This window comes from Pandoraea sp. ISTKB, assembly GCF_001721285.1.
Classification (GTDB): domain Bacteria; phylum Pseudomonadota; class Gammaproteobacteria; order Burkholderiales; family Burkholderiaceae; genus Pandoraea; species Pandoraea capi.
In genome coordinates, this window is record NZ_MAOS01000055.1 from 21,765 (window position 1) to 46,915 (window position 25,151).

Sequence of the window (25,151 nt, forward strand, 5' to 3'; positions counted from 1 at the left end):
ATCCCATCGAGTGCCATGGAGCCAACCTCATGAAAACACCCCCGAACGCATTCAAGCAGGCATTGGCACAGGGCCAGCGACAGATCGGCCTGTGGATGGGACTGGCGACGCCTTACGCTGCCGAGCTGTGTGCCGGCAGCGGTTTCGACTGGCTGGTGATCGACGGTGAGCACGCGCCCAACGACTTGCGCACGATGCTTGCGACGTTGCAGGCCGTCGCCCCCTATCCGACGCACCCGGTGGTGCGTCTGCCGCATGGCGACGCCGCGCTCATCAAGCAGGTGCTGGAAATCGGCGCGACGACGTTGCTCGTGCCGATGGTCGAGTCCGCCGCGATGGCGCGCGATCTGGCCAGCGCCACACGGTATCCGCCGCAAGGCACGCGCGGTGTGGGCAGCGGGCTGGCGCGCTCATCGCGCTGGAATCGCTATGAGGACTATCTGCACGCGGCGAACGACACGACATGCCTACTGGTGCAGGTGGAGACCGCCGACGCCCTCGCGCAGGTCGACGAGATTGCCGCCGTCGACGGCGTGCACGGTGTCTTCATCGGCCCGGCAGATCTGGCGGCGTCGATGGGCTATCTCGGTCAGGCGACGCACCCGGAAGTGCGCAAGGCCATCGAGGACGGTATCGCCCGCATCCGTCGCGCGGGTAAGGCGGCGGGAATCCTGTGTGTCGACGAGACGCTGGCGCGTCACTACCTCGACCTCGGCGTGACGTTCATCGCGGTGGGCATCGACACGACCTTGCTGGCGAGCGCGAGCCGCGCGCTGGCGAGCAAGTTCACCGACGGCGGCCGCGACGCAAGCGCGTGAGCGACAGGCGGATGACGGCGCAGGACAGCAAGCGCCATCCGTCTCCCCAAGCCCTTTTCAACGAGACATGGCATGAGCACTCCCCCTATCGAGATCGCCGGCGTACCGGTGTCGCCGGATCACTATATCGACGGCCGTCGCGTGGCGTCTGACGAGACATTTGCGTGCGTATCGCCCATCGACCAGACGCCCCTCGGCGAGATCGCGAGCGGCAATCAGGCGCATGTCGACGCGGCAGTGACGTCGGCGGCCGCAGCGTTTCCCGCGTGGGCGGCGCTCGGTGCGGCGCAACGTCAACCGTATCTCCAGCGCTTCGCCGAGGCCATCGGCCGCCGTGCAGACGCCTTCGCCACGCTGGAGAGCGCCGACGCCGGGGTGCTGCGCTCGCGCATGGCGCACGGCGTGGTGCCGCGTGCCATGCAGAACATCACCTGGTTCGCCGAGCACGCGCTCACGTTGCAGGACCGTGTCATCGAGACGCCGCAGGCGCGTCATCTCGTGCGTCATGACCCGGCGGGTGTGGTCGCCGTGATCACGCCGTGGAATTCGCCGTTGATGCTCGCGACGTGGAAGATCGGCCCGGCGCTGGCGTCCGGCAATACCGTGGTGCTCAAAGCGCCGGAGTGGGCGCCGCTGACGTCGTCGTTACTCGCTGATTGCGCACACGAAGCCGGGTTGCCGCCGGGTGTCTTCAACCTGTTGCAGGGCGCGGGGGCGACGACCGGGGCGGCGCTGGTCAGCGACGCGCGTCTCGCGCGCATCTCGTTCACGGGGTCGGTTGCGACCGCGAAATGGATCGCGAAGACGGCTGCTGCCAATCTCGTGCCGTGCAGTCTGGAACTCGGCGGCAAGTCGGCGTTCATCGTGCTGGCTGACGCCGATCTCGACGCCGCAGCAGCCACCGCCGCGCTGATGTATCGCAATGCCGGTCAGGTGTGCCTCGCGGGCACGCGGTTGCTGGTGCATGCGGACGTTGCCGCGGCGTTCACCGCGAAGCTGCGCGACGTGGTGGCGAACCTCGTCGTGGGCGATCCGCGCGATGCGGCGACCGAGGTCGGTCCGATCATCCACATGCGCCAGCTCGAACGGGTGCAGGGATTCGTCGAGCGCGCCGTGGCCGGTGGGGCGCGCGTGTTGTGGGGCGGTGCGCCGCATCCCTTCGGTGCGCAGTATTTCGCGCCGACGTTGCTCACCGATCTGCGTCAGGAAGACGAGATCGTGCAGCAGGAGGTCTTCGGTCCGGTGCTCACGTTGCAGACGTTCACGAGCGACGAGGAAGTCGTGGATCTCGCCAACGGCACCGACTACGGGCTGGGCGGCGTCTGCTATGGCGACGAGGCGCATGCCATCGCGATTGCCGGGCGTGTTCGCACCGGCTTTATCTGGATCAACAGCTTCGGTATTCGCGATCTGGCCGCGCCGTTCGGTGGCATCAAACGCTCCGGCGTCGGACGCGAAGGCGGCGACTGGAGCTTCGAATTCTTCTGCGACGTGAAGGATGTCGTCGTACCGAAACAGCCGTTCAAGGCCAGCTTCAGCCATCGCTGAGCGCGCGGTCGTCGAGCTTATGTCGGGCCGCAGTCACACGTGTGCGACGGCTCGCAAAACAACAGGATGAGAGGAGAGCACTATGGGACAGATTGTCGGCGCGGCGCTGGTGTCGCATCACCCCGGCCTGATGCAGTGTGAGGAGTTTCGTGTGTTGCAGGGTGCGGGAGCGGATTCCGATCTGATCCCCGGCTATGCGCGCGTGCGGGAACGCATCGCGGCGGTGCGCCCGGACGTCATCGTGATCTTCGATTCGCACTGGTTCACGACCGGCTATCACCTGATCGACGGCGGGCCGCGCTACTCGGGCATGTACGTCTCGGACGAGATGCCGTGGTATCTGCACGGTGTGCCGTACGACTATCGCGGTCACCCCGAGCTGGCGCTCGCCATCGACGGCGTGGCGCGAGAGCGCAGCGTGCGGGCGCGAGCGGTGCAGCATCCGGATCTGCCACGTCACTATCCGACGATCAACGTCATCAAGCAGATGCGGCTCGACGCATGGCCCATCGTGACGGTGAGTTCGTGCCAGAACTGCGAGACGCATCACTTCCTGCAATCGGGCGAGGTGATCGGCGAAGCAATTCGCCGCAGTGACTTGCGTGTGGTGATGCTGGCGTCGGGCGCGTTGAGTCACAAGTTCAACGGCCTCGACTGGAAGCCGAATCATCCGCGCATCTTCCATGAGAGCAATGTGTCGCGTCCGGAGAACATCGAGAGCGACAAGCGCGCCATCGAAGCGTTTCGCGAGGGGCGTCACGACCGGATTCTGGCCGACTGGGATACGGATTACCGGAAGCGCCCGTGGGAAGCGCACGGCGCGCATTACTTGCAGATGGTCGGCGCGCTCGGTGGCGCCGATTGCCGCAGTGCGGGCACGGTGCTGTCCGATTACGAGAACGCGCGCGGCACCGGCAACGTGCACATCTGGTTCGACACCGTTTGACGAGGCGCGACGATGGACTTCGAATTTCCGTTACAGGCAATACCTGAAGTGATGCGCGGACCGCGTGTCGAGCGTCGACACATTCTGCTCGGCGGCAGCGCGTTCTGGGGCACGATCGTCGAGGCTGACGACGCACGAGGCGACCGGCAGGGCATGCTGCGGATCGACGACGGTCGTCTTGTTGATCCGCAAACGGTGACGCATCTGCCGCCGGTGGATCCGTCGAAAATTATCGCGGTGCATATCTCGTATCGCTCGCGTAGCATGGAGACGCGTAACAAGCCCAAGCCCACGGACACGCCGACATACTTCACCAAGCCGCCTACGTCGCTGAACGGTCACGGCGGACAGATTCTGAAGCCGGCGGATTGCCGGTATCTGAACTACGAAAGCGAGTACGCCGTGGTGATCGGGCGCACGTGCCGTAACGTGTTGCCCGATGAGGCGTGGGATTACATCGAAGGTTTCTGCCCGGCGCTGGATATGGGCTTGCAGGATTTTCGCGATACGGATCAGGGTTCGATGTTGCGGGTGAAGGGCGCGGACACGTTGCTGCCCATCGGACCGGGTATCGTACGCGGGGTGAATCTGTTCGAGCAGACGTTGCGCACGTATCGCAACGGACGCGTGGTGCAGGAAGCGCACATCGGCGACGAGACGATCTGGGGCCCGCACTATGTGATCGCGGACATTGCGCGGCACATCACGCTGGTGCCGGGCGACGTGATCCTGATGGGCACGCCGTGCCACTCCCGCTCGGTGGACGCGGGTGACCTGGTGGAGTGCGAGATCACCGGGTTGGGGCGTCTCTCGGGGCGGGTGGTGCAGATCGATGCGCCCCGGGCGGCGGCGCTCGGTGTGGGGCATCCGCCGGGCGACAGTCCGGAAGTGCGCCGGGTGGCGCTGGGTTTCGACGAACGTGTGCCGGAGCGATTCAAGGAGAACTATCGTCTCGCGGCACAACAACCGGAGTGAACGGATGAAGGTGACGATCATTGGCGCAGGCGCCATCGGTGGCCTGATCGGGCAGAAGCTTGCCGCGACGGGGGAGGCGCAGGTAAGCGCACTTGCGCGCGGCGCGACGCTGGCGGCGCTGCGCGAGCGCGGCTGGCGCGTGCGGCAGGGCGAGTTGCTCGCCACTGCGCCCGTGGCGGCGGCGCACCCGCTGGAGGAGGCTGCGAAGCTGGGCGAGCAGGATCTGGTGGTGATTGCGGTGAAGGGACCGGCACTGGCGCAGGTCGCCGCGTCGGTGGTGCCGTTGCTTGGCTCGCAGACGTTGGTGCTGCCGGCGATGAACGGGGTGCCGTGGTGGTTCTGCAAGGGCGTGGCGCCGTTTGGCGACGCACCGTTGACGAGCGTGGATCCGGACGGCGCGATTGGCTCGGCGATTCCGCTCGCGCACGTGATCGGTTGCGTGGTGCATGCGAGCGCCTCGACGCCGGAGCCGGGGCTGGTCGATCACAAGATGGGCCGGGGGCTCATCATCGGCGAGCCTGGCGGTGGCGGCAGCGAGCGCGTGCAGCGACTGGCGGGCTTGCTGACGCGGGCGGGGTTCGAGGCGAAGGCGTCGGAGAATGTGCGGCTGGACATCTGGTACAAGCTCTGGGGCAATCTGACGATGAACCCGGTGTCGGCGATCACGGGCGCGACCATCGACCGTTTGCTGGACGACCCGCTGGTGCGCGAGTTCTGTTCGGCGGCGATGCGCGAGGCGGCGGTGATCGGGGCGAAGATCGGTTGCGCGATCGACCAGTCGCCGGAGGACCGTCATCAGGTGACGGCGAAGCTGGGCGCGTTCAAGACATCGATGTTGCAGGATGTGGAAGCCAACCGCCCGATCGAGCTCGACGCGCTGGTCAGCGTCGTGCGCGAGATCGGCCAGCGCGTGTCGGTGCCGACCCCGAACATCGACGCCCTGCTCGGCCTCACCCGCCTCTTCGGGCGGATGCATGGGTTATATCCGCAATAGTCGACACCGAATCGATCTGGCAAAAAGGGCACCGTAGCGGTGCCCTTCTTCATTTCTTGCGCCTCTCCGTTGCCTTAGCGATTTAACGTACGCCCGTGTGCCGGTACACCTGGCTCAGTGCGATCAGGCCCGCGGCGGCGGCGGCCATCATGTAGAAGCTTGGGGCCAGTTTGCTGCCCGTTGCGGTAATGAGCCACGTCAGGATGAACGGGGCGAAGCCGCCGAAGCACGTCACCGACAGGTTGTACGACAGCGACAGGCCCGTCGTGCGTGTCTTCACCGGGAAAATCTCGGAGGCCAACGCCGGCAGCGGTGCGAAGTAGATCGTCATCAACACGCCCAGCAGCGTTTGCAACGCGAGCATCATGCCGAAGCTCGGGTGCGTGGTGAGCAACCAGAACATCGGCCAGATCGACACCAGCAGCAAGGCCGCCGCGATCATCATCGGTTTCGCACGTCCCACACGGTCCGACCACGCGCCCACGATCGGTGACAGGAACATCTGCACGATGCCCGTGGCGACCGTCGCCGCGAATGCCACCGACGCCGGCAATCCCAACTGCTTGATCGCATACGTCGGCATGTACAGCACCAGATACGTCGACACCGTAGCCACGACGACCGCGCCCACGGCCAGCAGCAGACGCATCTTCTGATGGCCCAGCGTGTCGCGCAGCGGCGTCTGCGTCGGTTCCGACTCCAGAAACTCAGGCGTCTCGCTCACATGACGGCGAATGTAATAGGCGACCGGGCCAATCATCAAACCGAACAGGAACGGCACGCGCCAGCCCCAGCTCTGCATCTGCTCCGGCGATAACGTGCTCGTGAGCACCGCACCGAAGCCAGCGGCCAGCAGTGTCGTCAGCCCCTGACTCGCGACCTGGAAGCTCGCGAAGAAGCCGCGCCGTTGCGGCGCATGCTCGGCCAGAAACGCCGTCGCGCTGCCGAACTCGCCACCCGCCGAGAAGCCCTGAATCATGCGTGCCAGCACGATGCCCATCGGCGCGAGTACGCCGATGGTCTCGTAAGTGGGCATGAACGCGATGATCGCCGTGCCGGCCATCATCAACAGGATGGTGAGCGTCAGCGCTTCGCGACGCCCCCGTCGATCCGCATAGACACCGATCACGATGGCGCCCAGCGGACGCATGAAGAACGACACGCCGAAGGTGCCGAGTGTCAGTAGCAGTGATGTCGTGTCGTCGTGCGCGGGAAAGAAGAGCTTGGCGATCGTGACGGCGAAAAAGCCGTACACCACGAGATCGAACCATTCCAGCGCATTGCCGATGGATGCCGATATCACCGCGCGCCAGGTGTGCGAGGGGGCGGAAGCAGCATCTCGATCCATGCCAACGCCCGTAGCCGAAGCAGTATTCATGTCGTCTCCAATCTTGCAGTCTTGTTTTATGTCGCGGTCGCCCGCGTGTGGTCTGCATGCACTGTGGTGGCGGGCATGCGCGCCGTGTGTTGCCCGATGTCCGCGTCAGGTCCGGCAGTGGCGAGTCACTGCGTCAGCACATGCGCGATGGCCTGTGCCACGGTGTCGACGTTGCGCGTATTGAGCCCGGCCACGCACATGCGTCCCGAACGCAGCAGGTAGACGCCATGCGTCTCACGCAACGTGTCCGCCTGATCCGCCGACAGCCCGGTGTAAGTGAACATCCCCCGCTGCGAGATATAGCGCGAGAGCTTCTCGCCGCTCACATGCGGGGCGAGACGCGCGTGAATCTGCGAGCGCATCGCAGCGATGCGCATGCGCATGCCGTCGAGCTCGGTCTCCCACGCACGTCGCAGCGAGGGTGTCGTGAGCACTTGGGCGACGAGCCGCGCGCCGTGCGTGGGCGGATTGCTGTAGTTCGCCCGAACGGTGCCCATCAACTGACCGAACACGCGCGACGCTTCGTCCGCCGTCGCGCAAACCACGGACAGCGCGCCGCAGCGCTCGCCATACAGCGAGAAGTTCTTCGAGAAGGAGTTGGCGACGACGGTCGGCACGCCCGCGTCCGTCAAGGCGCGCACGGCGAAGGCGTCGGCGTCGAGCCCGTCACCGAAGCCCTGATAAGCCATGTCGACGAACGCGATCAGCCCGCGCTCGCGCAGCACCGGCACCAGCGCCTGCCACTGCGCAGACGACAGATCGACACCGGTCGGGTTGTGGCAGCACGCGTGCAGCAGCACGATGCTGTGCGGGGGCAATGTGCGCAGCGTGTCCATCATGGCGTCGAAGCGCAGACCGCCCGTCGCTTCGTCGTAATACGGATACGACTGCACGGGAAAGCCCGCGCTCTCGAACACCACGCGGTGGTTGTCCCAGCTCGGATCGCTGATCCAGACGGTGCTTTGCGGGAAGTAGCGCTTGAGGAAGTCCGCGCCCACACGCAAGGCTCCGCCGCCACCCAGCGTCTGCAACGTGGCGATGCGCTGCTCGCGACGCGCGGCGCTGTCTTCACCGAAGACGAGCGCCTGCACTGCATCGCGATAGGCCGGCGTGCCTGCCATCGGCAGGTAGGGGCGGGGGCCGATGTCCGAGAGCACCGCCGACTCGGCTTCGCGTACCGCCTGCATCACCGGCAGACGGCCGTCGTCGTCGAAATAGATGCCGATCGACAGGTTGACCTTGTGCTGGCGGGGATCGTGGCCGAACGCTTCGTTCAGGCTGAGGATGGGATCGCCGGGATAGGCGTCGACGTGGGAAAACATGGGGTCTCGCTCCGTCTCGATGCTGGGTGGACTCAGCAGGTAGGGTCTGTCGGAAAACGCTGTGGGGAATTTTGAAAATCGATTGTGGGCGACGCCCCTTTGCGGAACAATCAATCGATTCTGGTCCATTCGTAAGCGAAACTTGATAATCGAAACACCATGCCCCTGACCCGTGTGACGCTGCGCCAGTTCGAAGCTCTGGTCGCCATCGCCGAATTGCATAGCTTTGCCGAGGCGGGCAATCGCCTCGGCCTGACGTCGTCTGCCGTGAGTCAGCTGGTCGCCGAGCTGGAGTCGGTGATCGGCTTTCGGATCTTCGACCGCACCACGCGGCGGGTGGCGCTCTCGAGTGCAGGACGGGATTTCCTGGCATCGGCCGAGTCGGTGCTGCGGCATGTGCAGGCAGCGGAGAAGACGGCCGACGACCTGCGCAATCGCGCCGCCGGTATCGTGCGTGTGGGCGCGCCGCTGGTGCTCGCGAGCATGGCGTTGCCAGCGGCAATTCGCGAGTACACGGCGTCGCGTCCGAAAGTGGTGGTGCGGGTCGTCGATACGCCGGTCGATGCGCTCATCGATCACGTTGCCAACGGCGATCTCGACATCGCCATCGGACCCAATCGGGCGACGGGGGCGCACGTGGCCGGCGCGCCCGCATTCGACAGTCCGTGGGTGCTGTGGTGCGCGCCGTCGCATCCGCTCGCGCAACGCAAGCGTGTGCGATGGACGGACCTGCGCGATACCCCGCTCGTGGCTGCCGGACGCGATCACGAGCGCAGCGTCGCGCAGATGCGGCTGTCGGCGCCGCCCGATGCGCGCATCACATCCATCGATGTCGTCGATAACGTGACGACGGCGCTCGGCGTGGCCTCGCAGGGACTTGCCGCGACGCTCACGCCGGGTTACGTGGCGGCGCTCGCGCAATCGTTCGGGCTGGTGATGCGCCGCGTGATCGCGCCGGAGACGATTCGTCAGGTGTGCGTGTATCGCCCGTTGTCCCGGGCCGCGTCACCCGCAGCGGAAGGCTTCGCCGAGTTCCTGCTGGCGTGGCTGCCGCAGTGGAACGCAACGATCATGAAGACGCCGCGCGAATAGCGCATCGGCGTCGTGCCGCATCTCGATGGTGCGGCGAAACGCCGAGGCGAGAACGCCACATTTCGGTAATTAAAATTACGATAAGCATGCCGAAATGAAAAATATAAATATCTGATTCCCTGGGATCGCAGCGCTCACGACATTTCAATGTGCCGTCGCGCTGTAGTTTTCCAGGCGATTGGTTTAGTGTTTACCCACGAAGTCATTCCCGATGCGGCGCAAGTCCGCATGAACTGATTCGTAGTACTTTCGATGTGTCTGCTTGTCTCCATCCCCCAAGGAGTTAAAGTGACTCACGCAATGTGCGGATGTTTGCCTCGTCGCCAACCCCTCGCGGTGGCCGTCTCTCTGGTGTTTCTCTCCATCGGTGCTGCCCGTGCGCAGACCTACCCACTGCCGGAAATCACGTCGGGCACCACGCTGACCTACGAGCAGTATTACGACGGCAATGTCGTTCCCGTGGGCGTGATTCAGGGCAGCGTGACGATTCACCCGGTGCCGCCGTACCCGGCCCAACTCGGCGGCGCGGGGATCTCGGTATTTCGCGGCGCGACCGTCACGATCAACCCGAACCTCGGCACGCCGGGGCAGGTATCGGTGACGTCCGATTACCGCGCAGGGGCGCCGAACGACGCGCTCTATATCGCCAACGGCACCGTGAACATCGTGGCTAGTTCGGCGGGCGTGTTGCTCACGGGTAACGGCACGTCGGTGCATGGCGTCTACATGCCGGAATCGTCCTCCGGCAATTCGCTGCTCACCGGCGCCAACGTGACCATCGTCACCAATGGTCAGACGGCGGACGGCATGCGACCTTACGGCGCAACGTCCACCATCAATCTCAGCAACACGTCGATTACCGTCAACGGTCAGGACAGTTGGGGCGTGCGTTCCTGGGGCGGCAGCAACATTACGCTCACGAATTCAACGGTGACGGCGAACGGCGCGAAGGTCGCGGGCGGAGGTGGCGTGCAGGTCTATAACGGCTCGGTCGCCACCCTCAATGGCAATTCGACGATCACCACCGGCGTGGATGGCAACCTCGGATTGAATGCCGAGTCCGGCGGTACGCTCAACACGAACACCGATCCGGGCACGGCAGGCACGGTCACCGTCAGCACGACCGGGGCGGGCAGTCATGCGGTGCGTATCGGCACGGCATCGGGCAATCTCAACCGGCTGAGTCTGTCGACCACACAGAACGCCACGTACGGCTTGCTGGTGAACGGCACGTCGACGGTCACCGGTTCGCAGATCGCCGTGAACACGCTCGGGACGTCGGCTTACGGCATGTGGATCTCCGGCAGCACGACGGCTACGCTGAACGGCGGCTCCATCACCACGCAAGGACAGACGGCATATGGCCTGCTCGCCGGCAGCGGAGCGGCGACGGTGAACGTGTCCGACTTCGCCATTGCGACGCATGGCACACAGGCCTACGGCATTTATGGGTGGACGGGGAGCACGACGAACTTCGCGGGCGGGTCGATCACTACGGATCAGGCGAGCACCTACGGCATCTACGCCAACGCGGGGACGGTCAATCTGCTGCGCAGCAGCGCGACCGGCGCAGGAACCTCGATTACGACGGCTGGCACCAATGCCTACGCGGTGCGCATCCAGAACGGTGGACTTTTCAACGCGACGGGCGCGTCGATTCGGGCGACGGGTGCCGGGACGGCGGCCATCGTGTTCGATGCACCGCCAACCATTACCGGCGCGACAGTGTCGGCGCCTACGCCGGGCCTGCCGACGCTGCCCGCCACGACGCCGCTGGTGCCGTCGAGCGACCCGCCGCCCCCGCTGGCCATCGTCACCCCGGTGCCTGCCGCGCCGACCGATCTCGGCAGCGACATCGTGGCGCCCCTCGCCGGACCGCTGCCGGGTCCACGTGCGGCACCGGCGCGCGTCGGCGGATACAACATGACGTTGCAGGACACCACGGTGACGTCCGACAGTGGCGTCGCTTTATGGGTGTACGGCGGGATCGCGAACGTCAATCTGGTGAATGCCACGCTCACCGGTGGCGGTGGGGCCATCAATGCCACGACACGCTCGGGACTCGGCGCGACGTTGAATCTCGACGCGAGCCATTCCACGCTGACCGGACGCATTTTCACGGATGCCACGAGCACGTCCGTCGTCAATCTGAGCAACAACAGCGTCTGGCATGTCACGCAGTCGTCCAACGTCACGGCGTTGAACAACACGAACAGTCTGATCGACTTTCCGGTGACGTCGTTACTGACCTCCGCGCCGACGAGTCAGGGGTCGTACCGCAACGTGACCATCGGCAACAACTACGTGGGCAATGGCGGTACGGTCGCCCTCAACACCTATCTAAACGAAGGTGGGGCGTTGTCGAATCAATACAGCGACCGTCTGCTGATTCAGGGGGCGGCGAGCGGCAGCACGGTGCTGCAAATCAAGCCGACGTCGGGCAGTCCCGGCAGGCTGACATCGCCCAGCGGTGTGACTACCAATGATGAAGGCATCTCGGTCGTTCAGGTCGCAGGGGCGTCGACGGTCAACGCCTTCAGCCTGTCGGGCGGGTATGTCGTAGCGCAGAACTCGCCGTATGAGTACCGTCTGTATGCCTATGGTCCCGGCTCGGTGCACGGCACGGCCGATGCGGCGCAGAATCTCGTGAGCACGGGGGGCGGGTATTGGGATTACCGCTTGCAAAGCGCTTACGTGTCGCCCGAAGGGCCCGTCGATCCGGAGGAGCCGGGCACGCCCGGTGGTGAGATCGAGGAGCCGGTGCCGCCCGATGCGCGCCGGGAAGTGGCGCCGCAAGTGGCGTCTTATCTGAGTGCGCCGGCGGCGTTCCTGCAAGCCGGATGGGCGGATCTGGATTCACTGCACCGGCGTTTGGGCGAGGTGCGCGACGACCGTGAACTCGGGCGCGATCGCGGCCCCGGCGAGATGTTCATGCGCGGCTATGGCGGCGGTTTCAAGTACCGATCGAATCAGAGCTTCCAGACCTTCGGTTACGACATGAACGTCGATTACGGCGCGATTCAGGTCGGCGGCAACCTGTTCAAACACTTCACCGAGAACGGCACCTGGCGCTTCGGCGCCGCCGGATCGATGGGCTGGCTGCACTACGAGCCGAATGCCATCGACGGGCCGAGTTCCACGCGCGCCAGCACGTATCGTCTCTATGGCTATGGCACGTATCAGAGTCAGAAGGGCTGGTATGTCGACGGCATCGTGTCGCTCGGCTGGTTCAACGGCCGCACGACGACCGACGCGCGCGGCGACGTCGCACCGATGCGCGGCAACAGCTATGCGGCGTCCATCGAGGGCGGATATCCGCTGGCGTTGCCGTATGGCATGAGTCTCGAGCCGCAAATGCAGTTCATCGGCCAGCATCTCGCGTTCGACAACATTGTCGACGGCGACGGGCTTGCCGTGAACATCGGCTCGCAGAATCAGGTCACCGGGCGTTTCGGCGTTCGTCTTACGCGCGCGTTCGACGTTGGGACAGGTCGGGTGACGCCGTACTTCGGTGTCGACGTCATCCATGCGTTTGTCGCCGGTACGGGCGTACAAGTCGGCGAGACGATGTTTCAGACCGGCAAGTACGGCGATTCGATGCTCGTCTCGCTGGGGGTGAACAGCGTGCAGGGCAACAGCTTCTCGCTGTACGGCAGGGTGTCGTACCAGAAGAGCTTCGGCACCGCCGGTATGCGCGGCGTGCTCGTGAACGTTGGTGCGAAGTATCTGTTCTGACGCGGGCGGCGGCCCTGACGGGCCGGACGGGCGCGATGCCCGTCGACCGGACTGCCGGCGCGTCGGCACGTCTTCCACCCGATACGCGGCAATGACGGTTGGGGAGAGTGCGCGCCTAGCGACGTTTGGCATCCGGTGCGGGCAATGTCGCGAGATCCTCACTCAGTTGCGCACGCAGTGTCGTGATGGCCGCCGCCGTGTCGGCAGGCTTGAGTTCCTCGCGTGCAATGGCCTCGCGCAGATGGTGGCGCAGCATCGGATCACGTGTTTGCGTCAGCGTCTCGCGATAGAACGGCAGGACGTTCTCCGGATGTCCCCCGACACGGTAGAGATGCGCAATCTCTTCGATCGTGCGCATGGCGGCAAAGCCGGGGCCGCGCGGCCCCCCCGGCCCCATGGGTCCCATCGGACCCGGACCATGCGGGCCCATGCCCGGCGGCGGGGGCGGCATCTCACCGGTGTTGCGCAGATCGGCGGTCTGCACGGCGCCTTGCGCGCGCGTTGGCGGTAGCGTGTCGGTGGTCGCGGCGGTCGCACTCACGCTCGCGGTGCCGAGGGCCGTCAGTGCGAGCATCAGGGAAAGTGCGCCCACAGTATGGCGCATCGAAAACTTAATCATATGGACTCCGTATTGAATGCGTTCGCGGAAGTATCGAACGACGGGGCCAAGCGTAACGCGCAACGAATCGCCGACAGGGGGACGGTAACGACGTGTAAGGTGCGCAAGGGGGCAGGCAAGGCGTGGGGTAGCGAGCCGCCGCGTAAGAAGGGAAGCAGGGAAGCGGGGCGCGCGACCGGAATGCTGTCAGTCATGTCATTCCCGGTGGGCCAGTACACGCGGCAGTACACTGGCGTGGTCGCGACACGTATGCGATCCCGGTGCAGCGGTTCAAGTGAGGCACGAGCGGCCTCGGGGCGCTTCCTGTCGGTGTTGCCTCAGCGTTCAAGGAGCCTTCATGACAACCGATTCAAGTCAATCGCGCCAACTATCCCACGATTCCGGATTCGCGCGTCCCGCCACCGTGACATCGCTGCGCAGCCCGGTGGATTTCTACGCCACGCTTACGCGCGTGATCGACGCGCTCAAGCAGCACGGCATGACGATCTTTGCGGATATCGATCAGAGCGCGGCGGCCGCTTCGGCTGGGACATCGTTGCGTCCGACGCGGCTGGTGCTCTTCGGCAATCCGAAGGGCGGCACGCCGGTCATGGCCGCGAATCCGCACGCCGGGCTGGAACTGCCGCTGAAGGTGATGGTGTGGGCGGCATCGGCCGACGATGTGCGGGTGGACTACCTGAACCCCGGCCCGTCGCTGAGCGCGCTTTATGGCGTCGATTCGGCGCAGGTCGCCGGTTTCGGTGGCGTAGTGAAACTGCTGGAAGCCGCGCTTGCTGCATAACTGGCCATTGCCCTGATGGCGCGAGGGGCATGAAGGACATGAAGGACATGAAGCCGCGATTGGCCGATCTTCCGCCGATGCGGGACATTCGGCCGCGTGTGGGTTCGGCCGTCGAAACGGTGCATGGGACGCATTGCCTGAACCCGCGTGCCTTTGTGGACGGCATGCCCGCTGTCTGTCGGGAAGCGGGCCGCCAGGCCTTGTCCGGCGGGCATCTTCATCCGCTGTGCGTGAAGTGAAAAATCCCTATACTGATCCGGCCTCACTGCGTCCGGCCGCCACAAACGGCCACGTCCGATCCCCAAGGGCGTTTGCACGATGTCAGGGCGCAGGCATTTCCCCCTTTTTGATGGAGCAACTTCCGTGTCGAACAGTCAATGGATCAAAGTCGAAACCGTAGATGGCACCTTCGACGCCTACCTCGCATTGCCACCGACGGGTAAGACGACGAACGCCCAGGGCGTTGTGCTGGTGCAGGAAATCTTCGGCGTGAACGAACACATTCGTGGCGTGGCCGACCAGTATGCGATGGACGGCTATGTCGTGCTCGCGCCGGACATCTTCTGGCGTGCCGCACCCCGTATCGAACTCGGCTATGCGGGTGACGACATGGCGCGCGCGTTGGAGCTGCGCAAGTCGGTCGATGTCGAGAAGGCCGTGAAGGATATCGAAGCCACGGTGAAAGCGCTGCGCGGCAAGCTCGACGCTGGCGCCAAGGTCGCCGCCATCGGCTACTGCTTCGGCGGTCTGCTGTCGTATCTGAGTGCGGCGCGCGGTCTGGTCGATGCGGCAGTGCCTTACTACGGCGGCGGCATCCACAACTATCTGGGCGAAGCGGCCAATCTGAATGTGCCGACGCAGTTCCACTATGGCGCGCTCGATGCCCACATCACGCCGGATATCGTCACGCAGGTGAGCGATGCGGTGAAATCGCGCCCGAACACCGAAGTGTTCGTGTACCCGAGCGCTGATCACGGCTTCAACTGCTGGTCGCGCGGGTCGTATCATCAACCGTCGGCCGCATTGGCGCACGGCCGTGCGCTCGAATTCCTCGCGAAGTCGTTCGCGAAGTAATCGGGCGTTTCGTCCGTCGCTGGTCGCTGCGCGCCATTCGCTACCTCGGTCGTTATTCGGGGCGGCGATGCGTGTGGCACATGGCAAAGAAGCCCGCTTCGGCGGGCTTCTTCGTTCTTGCGCGGATCGTCGGGGTGAGCGTCGGTGAACGACGGGGTTCGCGGGCTTCCCGGCTAAAAAAGCCCGTCGCCGGAGCGACGGGCAAAGTCCTGTGCGTGGAACCGCTACGCACAGCGACAGGAGTCTTGGGTCGGGGAAGACCGGAGATCACACTGTGCACCGGCTGACCGGTGCGTCGTTATGCGCAGAACGCGCGCCGCGCCGCGGCCTCTCGTCAAAGGAGAGGTACGCGGCGCGGCGAGTTACATTACGAACCGAAGTAGGTCGTGCCGGCGCGTTGCTGGCCGCCAACCGAACCGATCGTGACCGGGGCGCTGGCCGTTGCCGGTTGAGCGCTCGGTGCTGCCTTCGGGTACACGGCGTCGTGTTGCACCACGAGACCGGCTTGTTGTGCCTGAACCAGTTCTTCACGAACCTGGGCACGGGTCAGCACGCTGGTTTGCGGGACCCACGAAAATTCCGACGGGCCGTCGAAGGCGTCGCTGGCGAAGGCCGAACCGGCCGACACAGCAAGCATTGCGGAAACCAGAGCCGAGGTAATAAGAGTGCGCTTCATGATGATTCTCCTGTCTTTTGAAGGGGGCGATGTTCAATTCATCGTCGACAGTTGAAGTGTATTAACGCGACTCTTTGCGATAAAGACGACTTATTACAAGCAACTCTTGCTTAGATAGAAATAATCATTCGAATCCCCAAGGAGACCGTCGATGCTTTATCTGTGGATCAAGGCTGTTCATCTGATGGCGGTGATGGCGTTCGTCGCCGGGCTGGTCACGATGGCGCTGGGTGGGCGACTGGCCCAGCCCGAGTGGCGTCGGGCCGCGCGTCGCGCGGATTACGGACTGGCGTCACCCGCATTGATCGCGGTGTGGATTACGGGGCCGGTGCTGGCGATCATGGCGAACTGGTGGCATGCCCCGTGGCTCATGGCAAAGCTGGTTTTCGTGCTCGTTGTCTCGGCGTTGCACGGACGCCTGTCGGCCACCTTGCGGCGACTTGAGCGCGACGGGAGTCAGCAACCGCCCGCCCTGTTTCGACGCGCACTGCCCGTCACGCTGATTTCGGTGGCGCTGATCGTCGTGCTGGTCATCGTCAAACCGTTCTGAGCGGTGCGTGGCTTGCAATGACGCGGTAAGGGATTCGGCTTGGTTGGCGCGAGTGGGCGGTGTTACGCTGGCGATATCGCCCTATATCTCCCAATTCGTCCCAATTTTCGCCGTTTTGCCTTATTGAGGCTTGGTCCCAATGCCGATCACCAGTGCGATTCCCCTGGAGTTTCAGGCTCACGACCGTCCCGTCGGTGTGTTGGCGAAAGACTATCCGGATGGCCACGTGGTGCGTCCTCACAGCCATCGGCGCGCGCAATTGATGTATGCGAGCACGGGGATTCTCGAAGTCCGCACGGACACGTCGTTCTGGGTCATTCCGCCGCAACGCGCCTTATGGATTCCGGCGGACGTTACGCATGAAGTGCGGATGCGCGGCAAAGTGGAGTTGCGCACGATCTATGTCGATGTCGAGCGATGCGGCATGACTGCGCCCGACTCCCCCGTCGTCATTCGCGTCTCTGCGTTGCTGCGCGAGCTGATTCTGCGCGCGATGACACTACCCCCCGACTGGTCGCCGCACGGCAAGGACGCGCTGGTCATCGCGCTGCTGCTCGAAGAAGTCGAGTGGAAGAGCGACTCGCCGCTGCACTTGCAGGTGCCCCGCGACGTGCGTCTGCGCAAGATTTTCGATACCTATCTGACAATGCCCGCCGACGCGCGCAGTCTTCAGGACTGGGCAGTCGAAGTGGGGGCGTCGAGCCGCACGCTGGAGCGGCGCTTCATGACGGAGTTCGGATTGCCGTTTAGGGAGTGGCGTCAGCAAATGCGGCTGCTGGGGGCGTTGCCGCTGCTCGGGGCCGGGCGGCCCATCACGCAAGTGGCGCTCGAAGTCGGTTACGACACTCCGAGCGCGTTTTCCACCATGTTCCGCCGCTTTATGGGCGTGACGCCAAGCGAGTACCTGACGCGCGCCCGCGGCTCGGATTGAGCCAGTGCATGGCGTCCCACATGTCGTCGTAGACGGGTACACCTTCGTCGAGCAACGGTGAGCGCTGGCGCTTCGAGCCGATGCCGACGAAATCGATGCCGAGCTGGCGCGCCACTTTCAGATCCCACATGCCGTCGCCGATCGAGACTACGGCGCGCGGGCGCGAGATGCCGTAACCGGCCTGCGCGCGCTTGATCGCTTCCGAGACGAGTTGCTCGCGCGAACTGTACTCGGACGCCGTGATGAGCATGGCGTCTGTGTAATCGATAGCGACCGAACGCAATTTACGGTGGCTCACCTGACGGATGCCGCCCGTCGCGAACACCACGCCCCAGCGCGAGCGGTGCGCCGCCTCGACGAAGGCTCGTGCACCCGGAATCTCAGCCAGTCCGTGGGCGTTGAGCAGGGCGGTGAAGCGTTCGTCGATCTCGTGCTCGAAGCGGGCGAGGTCGTGCGGTTGCGGCAGTGCGCGGCCGTTCTCTGCGTGCGCGTGAATCAGGATGCCGGTATCGGTGTGATGGGGATAGCTGCCCCAATCGGTGTTCAGTGCCTCGAACGCCAGCGACTCCATGGCGCCGAGCAGGGCGCGCTGATGGATGCGAACCGAATCGGTCAGCGTGCCGTCGACATCGAGCACCAGAATGCTGTCTTTCTCGAAACTTGCCTGCATGGCGGATAAAGGACTCGTGTCAGCGCGTGCGGCGCGAATGCGGCCGCTGAAATGTGGGAGTGTACGAATTCGTCGCGGCAAGTAAAACGTGGCGAGTGACAGCGGCTACGTCCGATGCGACAGAAACGACTGCGAGTTTCGATAGCTTGACGCCTGGCCCGCGTGGCGCGGTGCGTTTGCCGCGCGGGCCGCCGCCGTCAATCGATGCTCAGTTGCCGTCATCCGTCCTGCCAAATCGTCATCCCTTGCGATTTGGGCGATGTCCCCATTATCGGCCGTAACGCGGGCGGGCTTGTGATTTGTATTGCTTGTCGAGCCTTTCGATTTCGGCAATCGCCTGTGCGAGTTCCTCGACGGAAAGCTTGTTTTGACGCGACAGGCGACGGCTGCGCGGGGCTGGAAGTGCGGCCGAGGCCGGGATGTCTTGCCTGGCGGGCGTCGACGGACCGGAATCGTGGGGCGTGGTGAACACTTGCGCTGATGGCGCTGAGGGCGGCGCACAGGTGCGCTGCCGGACATCCGCATGCGACGTAGGTGCAAGCACCTCGCGCGACGCCCCATACGCGAACTCGCCGTAGCGCCGATGCCCGTCATGCAGATGCGTGGCGAGCGCACGTGCGATGTTGCCGTCGTGTGCCAGGCGGCGCATCTTCAGGTTCGTCGACTGAAGGTGGGCGGGAACGTTGCCGAACATCCGGTCGCGCTGTGCATGGACATGCGCCCGTGGGTCTTGCCGAATGAGCTCGACCGTCAGCGCAGACATGAGCGACACGAGCAAGGTGTACGTCTGGCCATCGGTCGGTATGCGGATGTAGGCCCCGAGCATCGCGTCGTGCGCCCTCGGTTCCCCTGTCGGGATGTGCAAGTCGCGGTCGGTGAACGGGACGTGAATGCCATGCCGATGGGCTTCCTGTTGGCTCGTCAGGGTGTGCTGGAACGAGAGTTGCGGTATTTCGATGTACGCCCCCGTGCTGTTCAGCAGCCGCAGCATTCCGGGCGAGATCTGGTTGAGGCGCTTGATCAGGCGACGTTCCAGCGTGGGAATGGCGTACCGGCCGTGAGATTCGGCGACGTGCGCCTTGAGGAATGCGCGGTCCAGCTTGTGGGCGTTTCGTCCCTCATCTGCCAGCGATGCACGCACGTCGACCGGGAGTGACGCCTCGCAGCCAGCCAGCATGAGGTGCGCCGCGCTGACATCCAGATTCACCCCGGGTGGCAGGTCGAGCAGGCAATTCTCGCGGTCGTCGTGACTTCCCACGACGCACACGGGCCGCACGTCGGTCAGCCGTTCCGCAAAGACCTGCGCGCGAGTGATGGGTGGGCGTGACCAGTCGTGACGTTTGGTTGTGGAGGCCGCGGCCGGTTGTGGGCTCGGCAGGCTGGCGGGCGTCGTACTGAGGGCGATGGGGGCGGCGCTGACCTGCGCGAGCGTCGTGGAGAGTTCGTGGACAAGCGCCTGTTGGGCGGGCGCGCCGTTCCATATCTGGGACACCTGGGGCAACGCCATGGCGCCTGCCAACCATCCGCCGAAAGCATGGGGCATCGTTGTAACTCCGGTTGAGGTCACGGGTCTTTTCCCGTGGTGGCCGGAGTATTGCCCCTGCGCGAATTCGGGCTGTCGCGTCGGGACGCCTGCGTTCGCAATCCCGACTTCCCGATCTCGACCTTGTCGTCAGACGATGGCCGCGCGCAGGCTCGGCGGCGCTTCGCGCAGCAACGACCTCAGACGCTTGAGCGCGCTGGCAAGACGCTCCGGATCGCGTACCCCACCAAGCGAAATCCGGATGGCGTTGGGCGCGTCGGCGCTCAGACAGAAGGCGTCCGCCGGCGTGACGGCCAGCCCTTCGGCGCGCGCGGCGATCGTCAACTCGCGGGCCGTCCACGGTGTGGGCAACGCGTGCCACAAGTGGATGCCCGGCATCGGTTGGGCCTGCCCGTCACCCAGAATTTCGGCGGCGATGGCCTGACGTTGAGCGGCGGCTTCCTTGACGCCGTCCATGATGCGATCGGCTGTGCCGTCGTGAATCCATTGCGTGGCAAGCCCTGCCATCAAGGGCGGCGCCATCAACGCGAACGAGTGCAACGTGCTCAGGAAGATGTCGCGCTGACGTCCGCTCGCGAGCCGGACGTAGGCGGTCCGCAAGCCGGGCGTGAGGCACTTGGAGAGCGTGGAGATGTAGTGCACGCGGTGCGGCGCGAGACGCGCCAGCGGCGGCGGCGCGTCCGGGGTGAGTCGCCAGTACGGATCGTCTTCGATCAGCGTCAGATCGAGCCGGTCGGCGACGGCGATCAGTTCACGGCGGCGGCGCTCGGACAGCGTGCGGGTAGTCGGGTTCTGGAGCGTGGGATTCAGATAGACGAGGCGCGCGCGATGTCGCTGCGCGGTGGTGGCGAGGGCGTCGGGCAGCATGCCCTCGTCGTCACTTTCCACGCTTTCCAACTGGCGGCCGAGCGAGCGCGCCGCGCTGCGCAGGCCCGGATAGACGATCGGTTCGCACAGCACGGTTTCGTCGCGCGCTGTATCCATGAGTAGCAGCGCGGCGAGCGTGGCCTGCGCGCCCGGGCAGACGAGCACGTCGGCCGGATCGAGTTGGCCGAGCATCGGCGTGAGCCAGAGTGCGCCCGCCTGACGGTCGGCGACACCGCCGTCACCCAGTTGGTAGGCCATGAGCATCGAGGCGTCGGTGTGCCGCAGAACTTCGTCGACGCCCTTTTGCAGCAGCTCCCCCAGAAACAGGCCCGCCGGCGCGGGCGGGATGTTCATCCCCAGATCCAGCACCTGATCGAGCGCCACGCGAGGCGTGCTCACGAACGTGCCCAGCGGCCCGCGGCCCTCGATGGCATTGCGGTCGCGCGCCCGATTGTAGGCACGGGTGACCGTCGTGAAATCGATACCCAGCCACGACGCCAGCTCGCGCTGCGCCGGCAAGCGATCACCGGGGCGCAGACGTCCGTCGGCAACGGACTGCTCGATAAAGCTGGCAAGACGCAGATAGCGTGGGCCTTTGCCTGCGGTCAACGCGGGTTTCCAGAACGTGGCGCGCAGCGTGTCGTGGGAGGTTTCCATCGCGATGTCGGTATTATGTATGGATTTCTGTGTGTGAAAACACGGTGTATGCAGTGTAGTTTGCATACATGGCCGTCGCAAGTCTTGAATTCGAGAGGGGGCGCCGCATCTTGGGCGGGTGCCTGGCACCACGTTTGAACGTTAACAATCAACGACTTACGTGGAAGATTTGCGCGAGAGTGCGTTGACACTTGCGTAGGTCACAGGTATAGTCGCAGGCTCCGGTTTTTCCGGCGGTATGCCCGTGCCTAATGCAAAGTGCTTATGCATCAAGCGTTTAGATGCGGACAATCCGCAAGAGTCGCCGGAGAGTACGCAGTAAAGTCGCATGACGGCCCGCCTTGGCTTTCATGCTTTTGACACGTTTAGGAAATCACAATGCCAACGATTAACCAATTGGTCCGCAAGCCGCGCACCTCTGCTCAAATCAAGAGCAAGAGCCCGGCACTGCAGGACTGCCCGCAGCGTCGCGGCGTGTGCACCCGTGTGTACACCACGACGCCGAAGAAGCCGAACTCCGCTCTGCGTAAGGTTGCCAAGGTGCGCCTGACGAACGGTTTCGAAGTCATTTCGTACATCGGCGGTGAAGGCCACAACCTGCAGGAACACTCGGTCGTGCTGATTCGCGGCGGTCGTGTGAAGGACTTGCCGGGTGTGCGTTACCACATGGTGCGCGGTAGCCTCGACACGCAAGGCGTCAAGGACCGTAAGCAAGCCCGTTCGAAGTACGGCGCGAAGCGTCCGAAGGCCTAAGCGGCTTAGCGGATATACGTTCGGTGATGGTGGTACATCGTCACTGAGTAAGTGGTCACTCGGCCGAAAAACGGCTAGTAGGTGGCCTGGAGCCAGGCTCCGACTGAATTTATTAAGGAAGAAATCATGCCGCGTCGTCGCGAAGTCCCCAAGCGCGAAGTGTTGCCCGATCCGAAGTTCGGCAACGTTGATGTCGCTAAATTCATGAACGTGCTCATGCTTGCCGGCAAGAAGTCGGTTGCAGAGCGCATCGTTTATGGTGCTTTCGAGCAGATCCAAACCAAGGCGGGCAAGGATCCGCTGGAAATCTTCAACACCGCTCTCGGTAACGTGAAGCCGGTGGTTGAAGTCAAGAGCCGCCGCGTTGGCGGTGCAAACTATCAGGTTCCGGTCGAAGTGCGTCCGTCGCGTCGTATGGCATTGGCGATGCGTTGGTTGCGTGAGGCCGCGAAAAAGCGTAGCGAGAAGTCGATGGCCCTGCGCCTCGCAGGTGAGCTGATCGAAGCCTCGGAAGGCCGTGGCGGCGCCATGAAGAAGCGTGACGAAGTTCACCGCATGGCCGAAGCCAACAAGGCATTCTCGCACTTCCGCTTCTGACGCTGGCAAGCAGTACCTAGAGCAGAAACCGGGGCGGGTGCGCATGAGAAATTGCGCCTCGCCCGTTTGTGTTAGTAGCCCCCTCAAAAATGGCGGCTACATTGAAAGAGGCTTAAAGTGGCTCGTACAACCCCTATCGAGCGCTACCGCAACATCGGTATTAGCGCTCACATCGACGCAGGTAAGACCACGACGACCGAGCGCATTTTGTTCTACACCGGTGTGAACCACAAAATCGGTGAAGTGCACGATGGCGCGGCGACGATGGACTGGATGGAGCAGGAACAAGAGCGTGGCATTACGATTACGTCGGCTGCCACGACCTGCTTCTGGTCCGGCATGGCCAACAACTATCAAAAGCACCGCATCAACATCATCGACACCCCGGGTCACGTCGACTTCACGATTGAAGTCGAGCGCTCGATGCGTGTTCTTGATGGCGCCTGCATGGTGTATTGCGCCGTGGGTGGCGTGCAGCCCCAGTCGGAAACGGTTTGGCGTCAGGCCAACAAGTACGGCGTGCCGCGTCTGGCATTCGTCAACAAGATGGACCGTACCGGCGCGAACTTCTTCAAGGTCTACGACCAGCTGAAGACTCGCCTGAAGGCAAACCCGGTGCCGGTGGTGGTGCCGATCGGCGCTGAAGAAGGCTTCAAGGGCGTGGTCGACCTCATCAAGATGAAGGCGATCATTTGGGACGAAGCGTCCCAGGGCATGAAGTTCGACTACACGGACATCCCGGCCGAGCTGGCTGCCGACGCGAAGAAGTGGCGCGAAGGCATGGTCGAAGCGGCTGCCGAGTCGAGCGAAGAGATGATGAACAAGTACCTGGAAGAGGGCGACCTCTCCGAGGCTGACATCATCGAAGGCATTCGTCTGCGTACCATCGCTTGCGAAATTCAGCCGATGCTGTGCGGTACCGCGTTCAAGAACAAGGGTGTGCAGCGTATGCTGGACGCCGTGATCGACTTCTTGCCGTCGCCTGTGGATATTCCGCCGGTCAAGGGCACGGACGACAAGGAACAGCCGGCTGAGCGTCGCGCTTCGGACGAAGAGAAGTTCTCGTCGCTGGCGTTCAAGATCATGACGGACCCGTTCGTCGGCCAGCTGATCTTCTTCCGCGTCTACTCGGGCGTTGTGAACAAGGGCGACACGCTGCTGAACTCGGTCAAGGGCAAGAAGGAACGCCTGGGCCGTATCGTGCAGATGCACGCGAACCAGCGTGAAGAAATCGACGAAGTGCGCGCTGGCGACATCGCCGCTGCTGTCGGCCTGAAGGACGCAACGACCGGTGACACGCTGTGCGACCCGTCGGCACCGATCGTGCTCGAACGCATGGTGTTCCCGGAGCCGGTGATTTCGCAGGCTGTCGAGCCGAAGACCAAGGTCGACCAGGAAAAGATGGGCCTCGCCCTGAACCGCCTGGCGCAGGAAGATCCGTCGTTCCGCGTGCAGACCGATGAAGAATCGGGTCAGACCATCATTTCGGGTATGGGCGAGCTCCACCTCGAAATTCTGGTGGACCGCATGAAGCGCGAATTCGGCGTGGAAGCCAACATCGGCGCTCCGCAGGTTGCCTACCGCGAAACCATTCGCGCAACGGCTGCCGACGTGGAAGGCAAGTTCGTCAAGCAGTCGGGCGGTCGTGGTCAGTTCGGTCACGCTGTCATTACGCTTGAGCCGAGCGAGCAAGGCGCTGGTTACAAGTTCCTCGACGAGATCAAGGGTGGTGTGATTCCGCGTGAATACATCCCGGCCGTTGATAAGGGTATTCAAGACACCCTGAAGAGCGGTGTTCTCGCCGGCTTCCCGGTGGTCGACGTCACGGTTCACCTGACGTTCGGTTCGTACCACGATGTGGACTCGAACGAAAACGCGTTCCGCATGGCCGGTTCGATGGCTTTCAAGGAAGCCATGCGCCGCGCCAAGCCGGTCATCCTCGAGCCGATGATGGCCGTGGAAGTCGAAACGCCGGAAGACTACATGGGTAACGTGATGGGCGACTTGTCGAGCCGTCGCGGGATTATCCAGGGCATGGACGACATGGTTGGCGGCGGCAAGATCGTGCGCGCCGAAGTCCCGCTGTCGGAAATGTTTGGTTATTCGACCGCACTGCGTTCGGCCACGCAAGGTCGCGCCACGTACACGATGGAGTTCAAGCACTACGCTGAAGCTCCGAAGAACGTGAGCGAAGCCATCATCAGCGCCAAGAGCAAGTAATTGAATTGAGGGGCGTTCGCACCATGAGGTGCGACGCTCATCACACTGTTTAATCGTCTATTCAGTATCTGAGGATTCGGAAATGGCAAAGGAAAAATTCGAGCGGACTAAGCCGCACGTGAACGTTGGTACCATCGGCCACGTTGACCACGGCAAGACCACCCTGACGGCTGCTATCGCTACGGTTCTGTCGGCCAAGTTCGGCGGCGAAGCGAAGAAGTACGACGAAATCGACGCAGCGCCGGAAGAAAAGGCACGCGGTATTACGATTAACACGGCACACATCGAGTACGAAACGGCTACGCGCCACTACGCACACGTTGACTGCCCGGGCCACGCCGACTACGTCAAGAACATGATTACCGGTGCTGCCCAGATGGACGGCGCTATCCTGGTTTGCTCGGC

Annotated in this window: 23 protein-coding genes; 16 read left to right on the plus strand and 7 right to left on the minus strand. The window is 63.8% G+C overall.

The features are described from left to right. The first annotated feature begins 29 nt into the window (after positions 1 to 29). From hpaI to A9762_RS20745, 5 genes are all read left to right on the plus strand, one after another. Entirely contained in the window at positions 30 to 818 is a 789-nt protein-coding gene (hpaI, locus tag A9762_RS20725) for a 4-hydroxy-2-oxoheptanedioate aldolase (RefSeq protein WP_069343899.1), read from the plus strand. A 72-nt stretch (positions 819 to 890) separates the two neighbouring features. Beyond that, positions 891 to 2,366 (plus strand): aldehyde dehydrogenase family protein, encoded by a 1,476-nt coding sequence (locus A9762_RS20730; RefSeq protein ID WP_069343900.1) that lies wholly within the window; start codon positions 891 to 893, stop codon positions 2,364 to 2,366. Positions 2,367 to 2,448: 82 nt separating this feature from the next. Further along, positions 2,449 to 3,312 (plus strand): extradiol ring-cleavage dioxygenase, encoded by an 864-nt coding sequence (locus A9762_RS20735; protein ID WP_069343901.1) that lies wholly within the window; start codon positions 2,449 to 2,451, stop codon positions 3,310 to 3,312. Between the two features lie 12 nt (positions 3,313 to 3,324). After that, positions 3,325 to 4,287: a fumarylacetoacetate hydrolase family protein gene (locus A9762_RS20740; protein WP_069343902.1), complete on the plus strand. Its 963-nt coding sequence runs from the start codon at positions 3,325 to 3,327 to the stop codon at positions 4,285 to 4,287. Positions 4,288 to 4,291: 4 nt separating this feature from the next. Then, entirely contained in the window at positions 4,292 to 5,281 is a 990-nt protein-coding gene (locus tag A9762_RS20745) for a 2-dehydropantoate 2-reductase (RefSeq protein WP_069343903.1), read from the plus strand. A gap of 82 nt (positions 5,282 to 5,363) precedes the next feature. On the opposite strand, the gene A9762_RS20750 is transcribed toward A9762_RS20745, so the two are convergent. Beyond that, on the minus strand, positions 5,364 to 6,659 hold the full coding sequence (locus tag A9762_RS20750; RefSeq protein WP_083254149.1) for an MFS transporter: 1,296 nt from the start codon (positions 6,657 to 6,659) through the stop codon (positions 5,364 to 5,366). Between the two features lie 125 nt (positions 6,660 to 6,784). Next, positions 6,785 to 7,981, minus strand: a complete 1,197-nt coding sequence (locus tag A9762_RS20755) for an amino acid aminotransferase (protein ID WP_069343905.1) — start codon at positions 7,979 to 7,981, stop codon at positions 6,785 to 6,787. A gap of 159 nt (positions 7,982 to 8,140) precedes the next feature. On the opposite strand from A9762_RS20755, the gene A9762_RS20760 reads away from it, so the two are divergent. Together A9762_RS20760 and A9762_RS20765 are read left to right on the plus strand one after the other, a co-directional pair. Continuing rightward, entirely contained in the window at positions 8,141 to 9,073 is a 933-nt protein-coding gene (locus A9762_RS20760) for a LysR family transcriptional regulator (RefSeq protein ID WP_069343906.1), read from the plus strand. Between the two features lie 288 nt (positions 9,074 to 9,361). Then, positions 9,362 to 12,808, plus strand: a complete 3,447-nt coding sequence (locus A9762_RS20765) for an autotransporter outer membrane beta-barrel domain-containing protein (protein WP_139133322.1) — start codon at positions 9,362 to 9,364, stop codon at positions 12,806 to 12,808. Between the two features lie 115 nt (positions 12,809 to 12,923). On the opposite strand, the gene A9762_RS28970 is transcribed toward A9762_RS20765, so the two are convergent. After that, positions 12,924 to 13,427, minus strand: a complete 504-nt coding sequence (locus A9762_RS28970; protein ID WP_083254151.1) for a hypothetical protein — start codon at positions 13,425 to 13,427, stop codon at positions 12,924 to 12,926. Positions 13,428 to 13,764: 337 nt separating this feature from the next. Here A9762_RS28970 and A9762_RS20775 point away from each other — a divergent pair, with 337 nt between their 5' ends. From A9762_RS20775 to A9762_RS20785, 3 genes are all read left to right on the plus strand, one after another. Next, on the plus strand, positions 13,765 to 14,208 hold the full coding sequence (locus A9762_RS20775) for a DUF302 domain-containing protein (RefSeq protein ID WP_069343908.1): 444 nt from the start codon (positions 13,765 to 13,767) through the stop codon (positions 14,206 to 14,208). 47 nt (positions 14,209 to 14,255) lie between these two features. Then, positions 14,256 to 14,447: a hypothetical protein gene (locus tag A9762_RS20780; protein WP_139133325.1), complete on the plus strand. Its 192-nt coding sequence runs from the start codon at positions 14,256 to 14,258 to the stop codon at positions 14,445 to 14,447. 79 nt (positions 14,448 to 14,526) lie between these two features. Then, positions 14,527 to 15,282 (plus strand): dienelactone hydrolase family protein, encoded by a 756-nt coding sequence (locus A9762_RS20785; RefSeq protein ID WP_069343910.1) that lies wholly within the window; start codon positions 14,527 to 14,529, stop codon positions 15,280 to 15,282. Between the two features lie 367 nt (positions 15,283 to 15,649). On the opposite strand, the gene A9762_RS20790 is transcribed toward A9762_RS20785, so the two are convergent. Beyond that, the gene (locus tag A9762_RS20790; RefSeq protein ID WP_083254152.1) at positions 15,650 to 15,958 is read right to left on the minus strand and encodes a DUF4148 domain-containing protein; all 309 of its coding nucleotides are present in this window, start codon (positions 15,956 to 15,958) and stop codon (positions 15,650 to 15,652) included. Positions 15,959 to 16,109: 151 nt separating this feature from the next. Here A9762_RS20790 and A9762_RS20795 point away from each other — a divergent pair, with 151 nt between their 5' ends. Both A9762_RS20795 and A9762_RS20800 read left to right on the plus strand, forming a co-directional pair. Continuing rightward, entirely contained in the window at positions 16,110 to 16,508 is a 399-nt protein-coding gene (locus A9762_RS20795) for a CopD family protein (protein WP_069343912.1), read from the plus strand. A gap of 139 nt (positions 16,509 to 16,647) precedes the next feature. Beyond that, positions 16,648 to 17,439 (plus strand): helix-turn-helix domain-containing protein, encoded by a 792-nt coding sequence (locus A9762_RS20800; RefSeq protein WP_069343913.1) that lies wholly within the window; start codon positions 16,648 to 16,650, stop codon positions 17,437 to 17,439. Here the strand turns inward: A9762_RS20800 and A9762_RS20805 are convergent. The 3 genes from A9762_RS20805 to A9762_RS20815 all read right to left on the minus strand — a co-directional run bounded on the left by A9762_RS20805 (position 17,387) and on the right by A9762_RS20815 (position 21,176). Continuing rightward, complete coding sequence (locus A9762_RS20805; RefSeq protein WP_069343914.1) at positions 17,387 to 18,109, minus strand: HAD family hydrolase; 723 nt, start codon at positions 18,107 to 18,109, stop codon at positions 17,387 to 17,389. The two genes, A9762_RS20800 and A9762_RS20805, sit on opposite strands and share 53 nt — an antisense overlap. 268 nt (positions 18,110 to 18,377) lie before the next feature. Further along, on the minus strand, positions 18,378 to 19,652 hold the full coding sequence (locus tag A9762_RS20810; protein ID WP_069343915.1) for a hypothetical protein: 1,275 nt from the start codon (positions 19,650 to 19,652) through the stop codon (positions 18,378 to 18,380). 129 nt (positions 19,653 to 19,781) lie between these two features. Continuing rightward, positions 19,782 to 21,176: a PLP-dependent aminotransferase family protein gene (locus A9762_RS20815; protein WP_069343916.1), complete on the minus strand. Its 1,395-nt coding sequence runs from the start codon at positions 21,174 to 21,176 to the stop codon at positions 19,782 to 19,784. 378 nt (positions 21,177 to 21,554) lie between these two features. Between A9762_RS20815 and rpsL the strand changes: the two genes are divergently transcribed. The 4 genes from rpsL to A9762_RS20835 form a co-directional block, all read left to right on the plus strand. After that, positions 21,555 to 21,929, plus strand: coding sequence for a 30S ribosomal protein S12 (gene rpsL, locus A9762_RS20820; RefSeq protein WP_010804142.1), 375 nt, complete (start codon positions 21,555 to 21,557; stop codon positions 21,927 to 21,929). Between the two features lie 126 nt (positions 21,930 to 22,055). Continuing rightward, positions 22,056 to 22,526: a 30S ribosomal protein S7 gene (gene rpsG / locus A9762_RS20825; protein ID WP_017232357.1), complete on the plus strand. Its 471-nt coding sequence runs from the start codon at positions 22,056 to 22,058 to the stop codon at positions 22,524 to 22,526. A 117-nt stretch (positions 22,527 to 22,643) separates the two neighbouring features. Continuing rightward, positions 22,644 to 24,746, plus strand: coding sequence for an elongation factor G (gene fusA, locus A9762_RS20830; protein ID WP_069343917.1), 2,103 nt, complete (start codon positions 22,644 to 22,646; stop codon positions 24,744 to 24,746). 82 nt (positions 24,747 to 24,828) lie between these two features. Further along, a partial coding sequence (locus A9762_RS20835) for a GTP-binding protein (protein WP_240493652.1) occupies positions 24,829 to 25,151 on the plus strand: 323 nt, incomplete at its 3' end.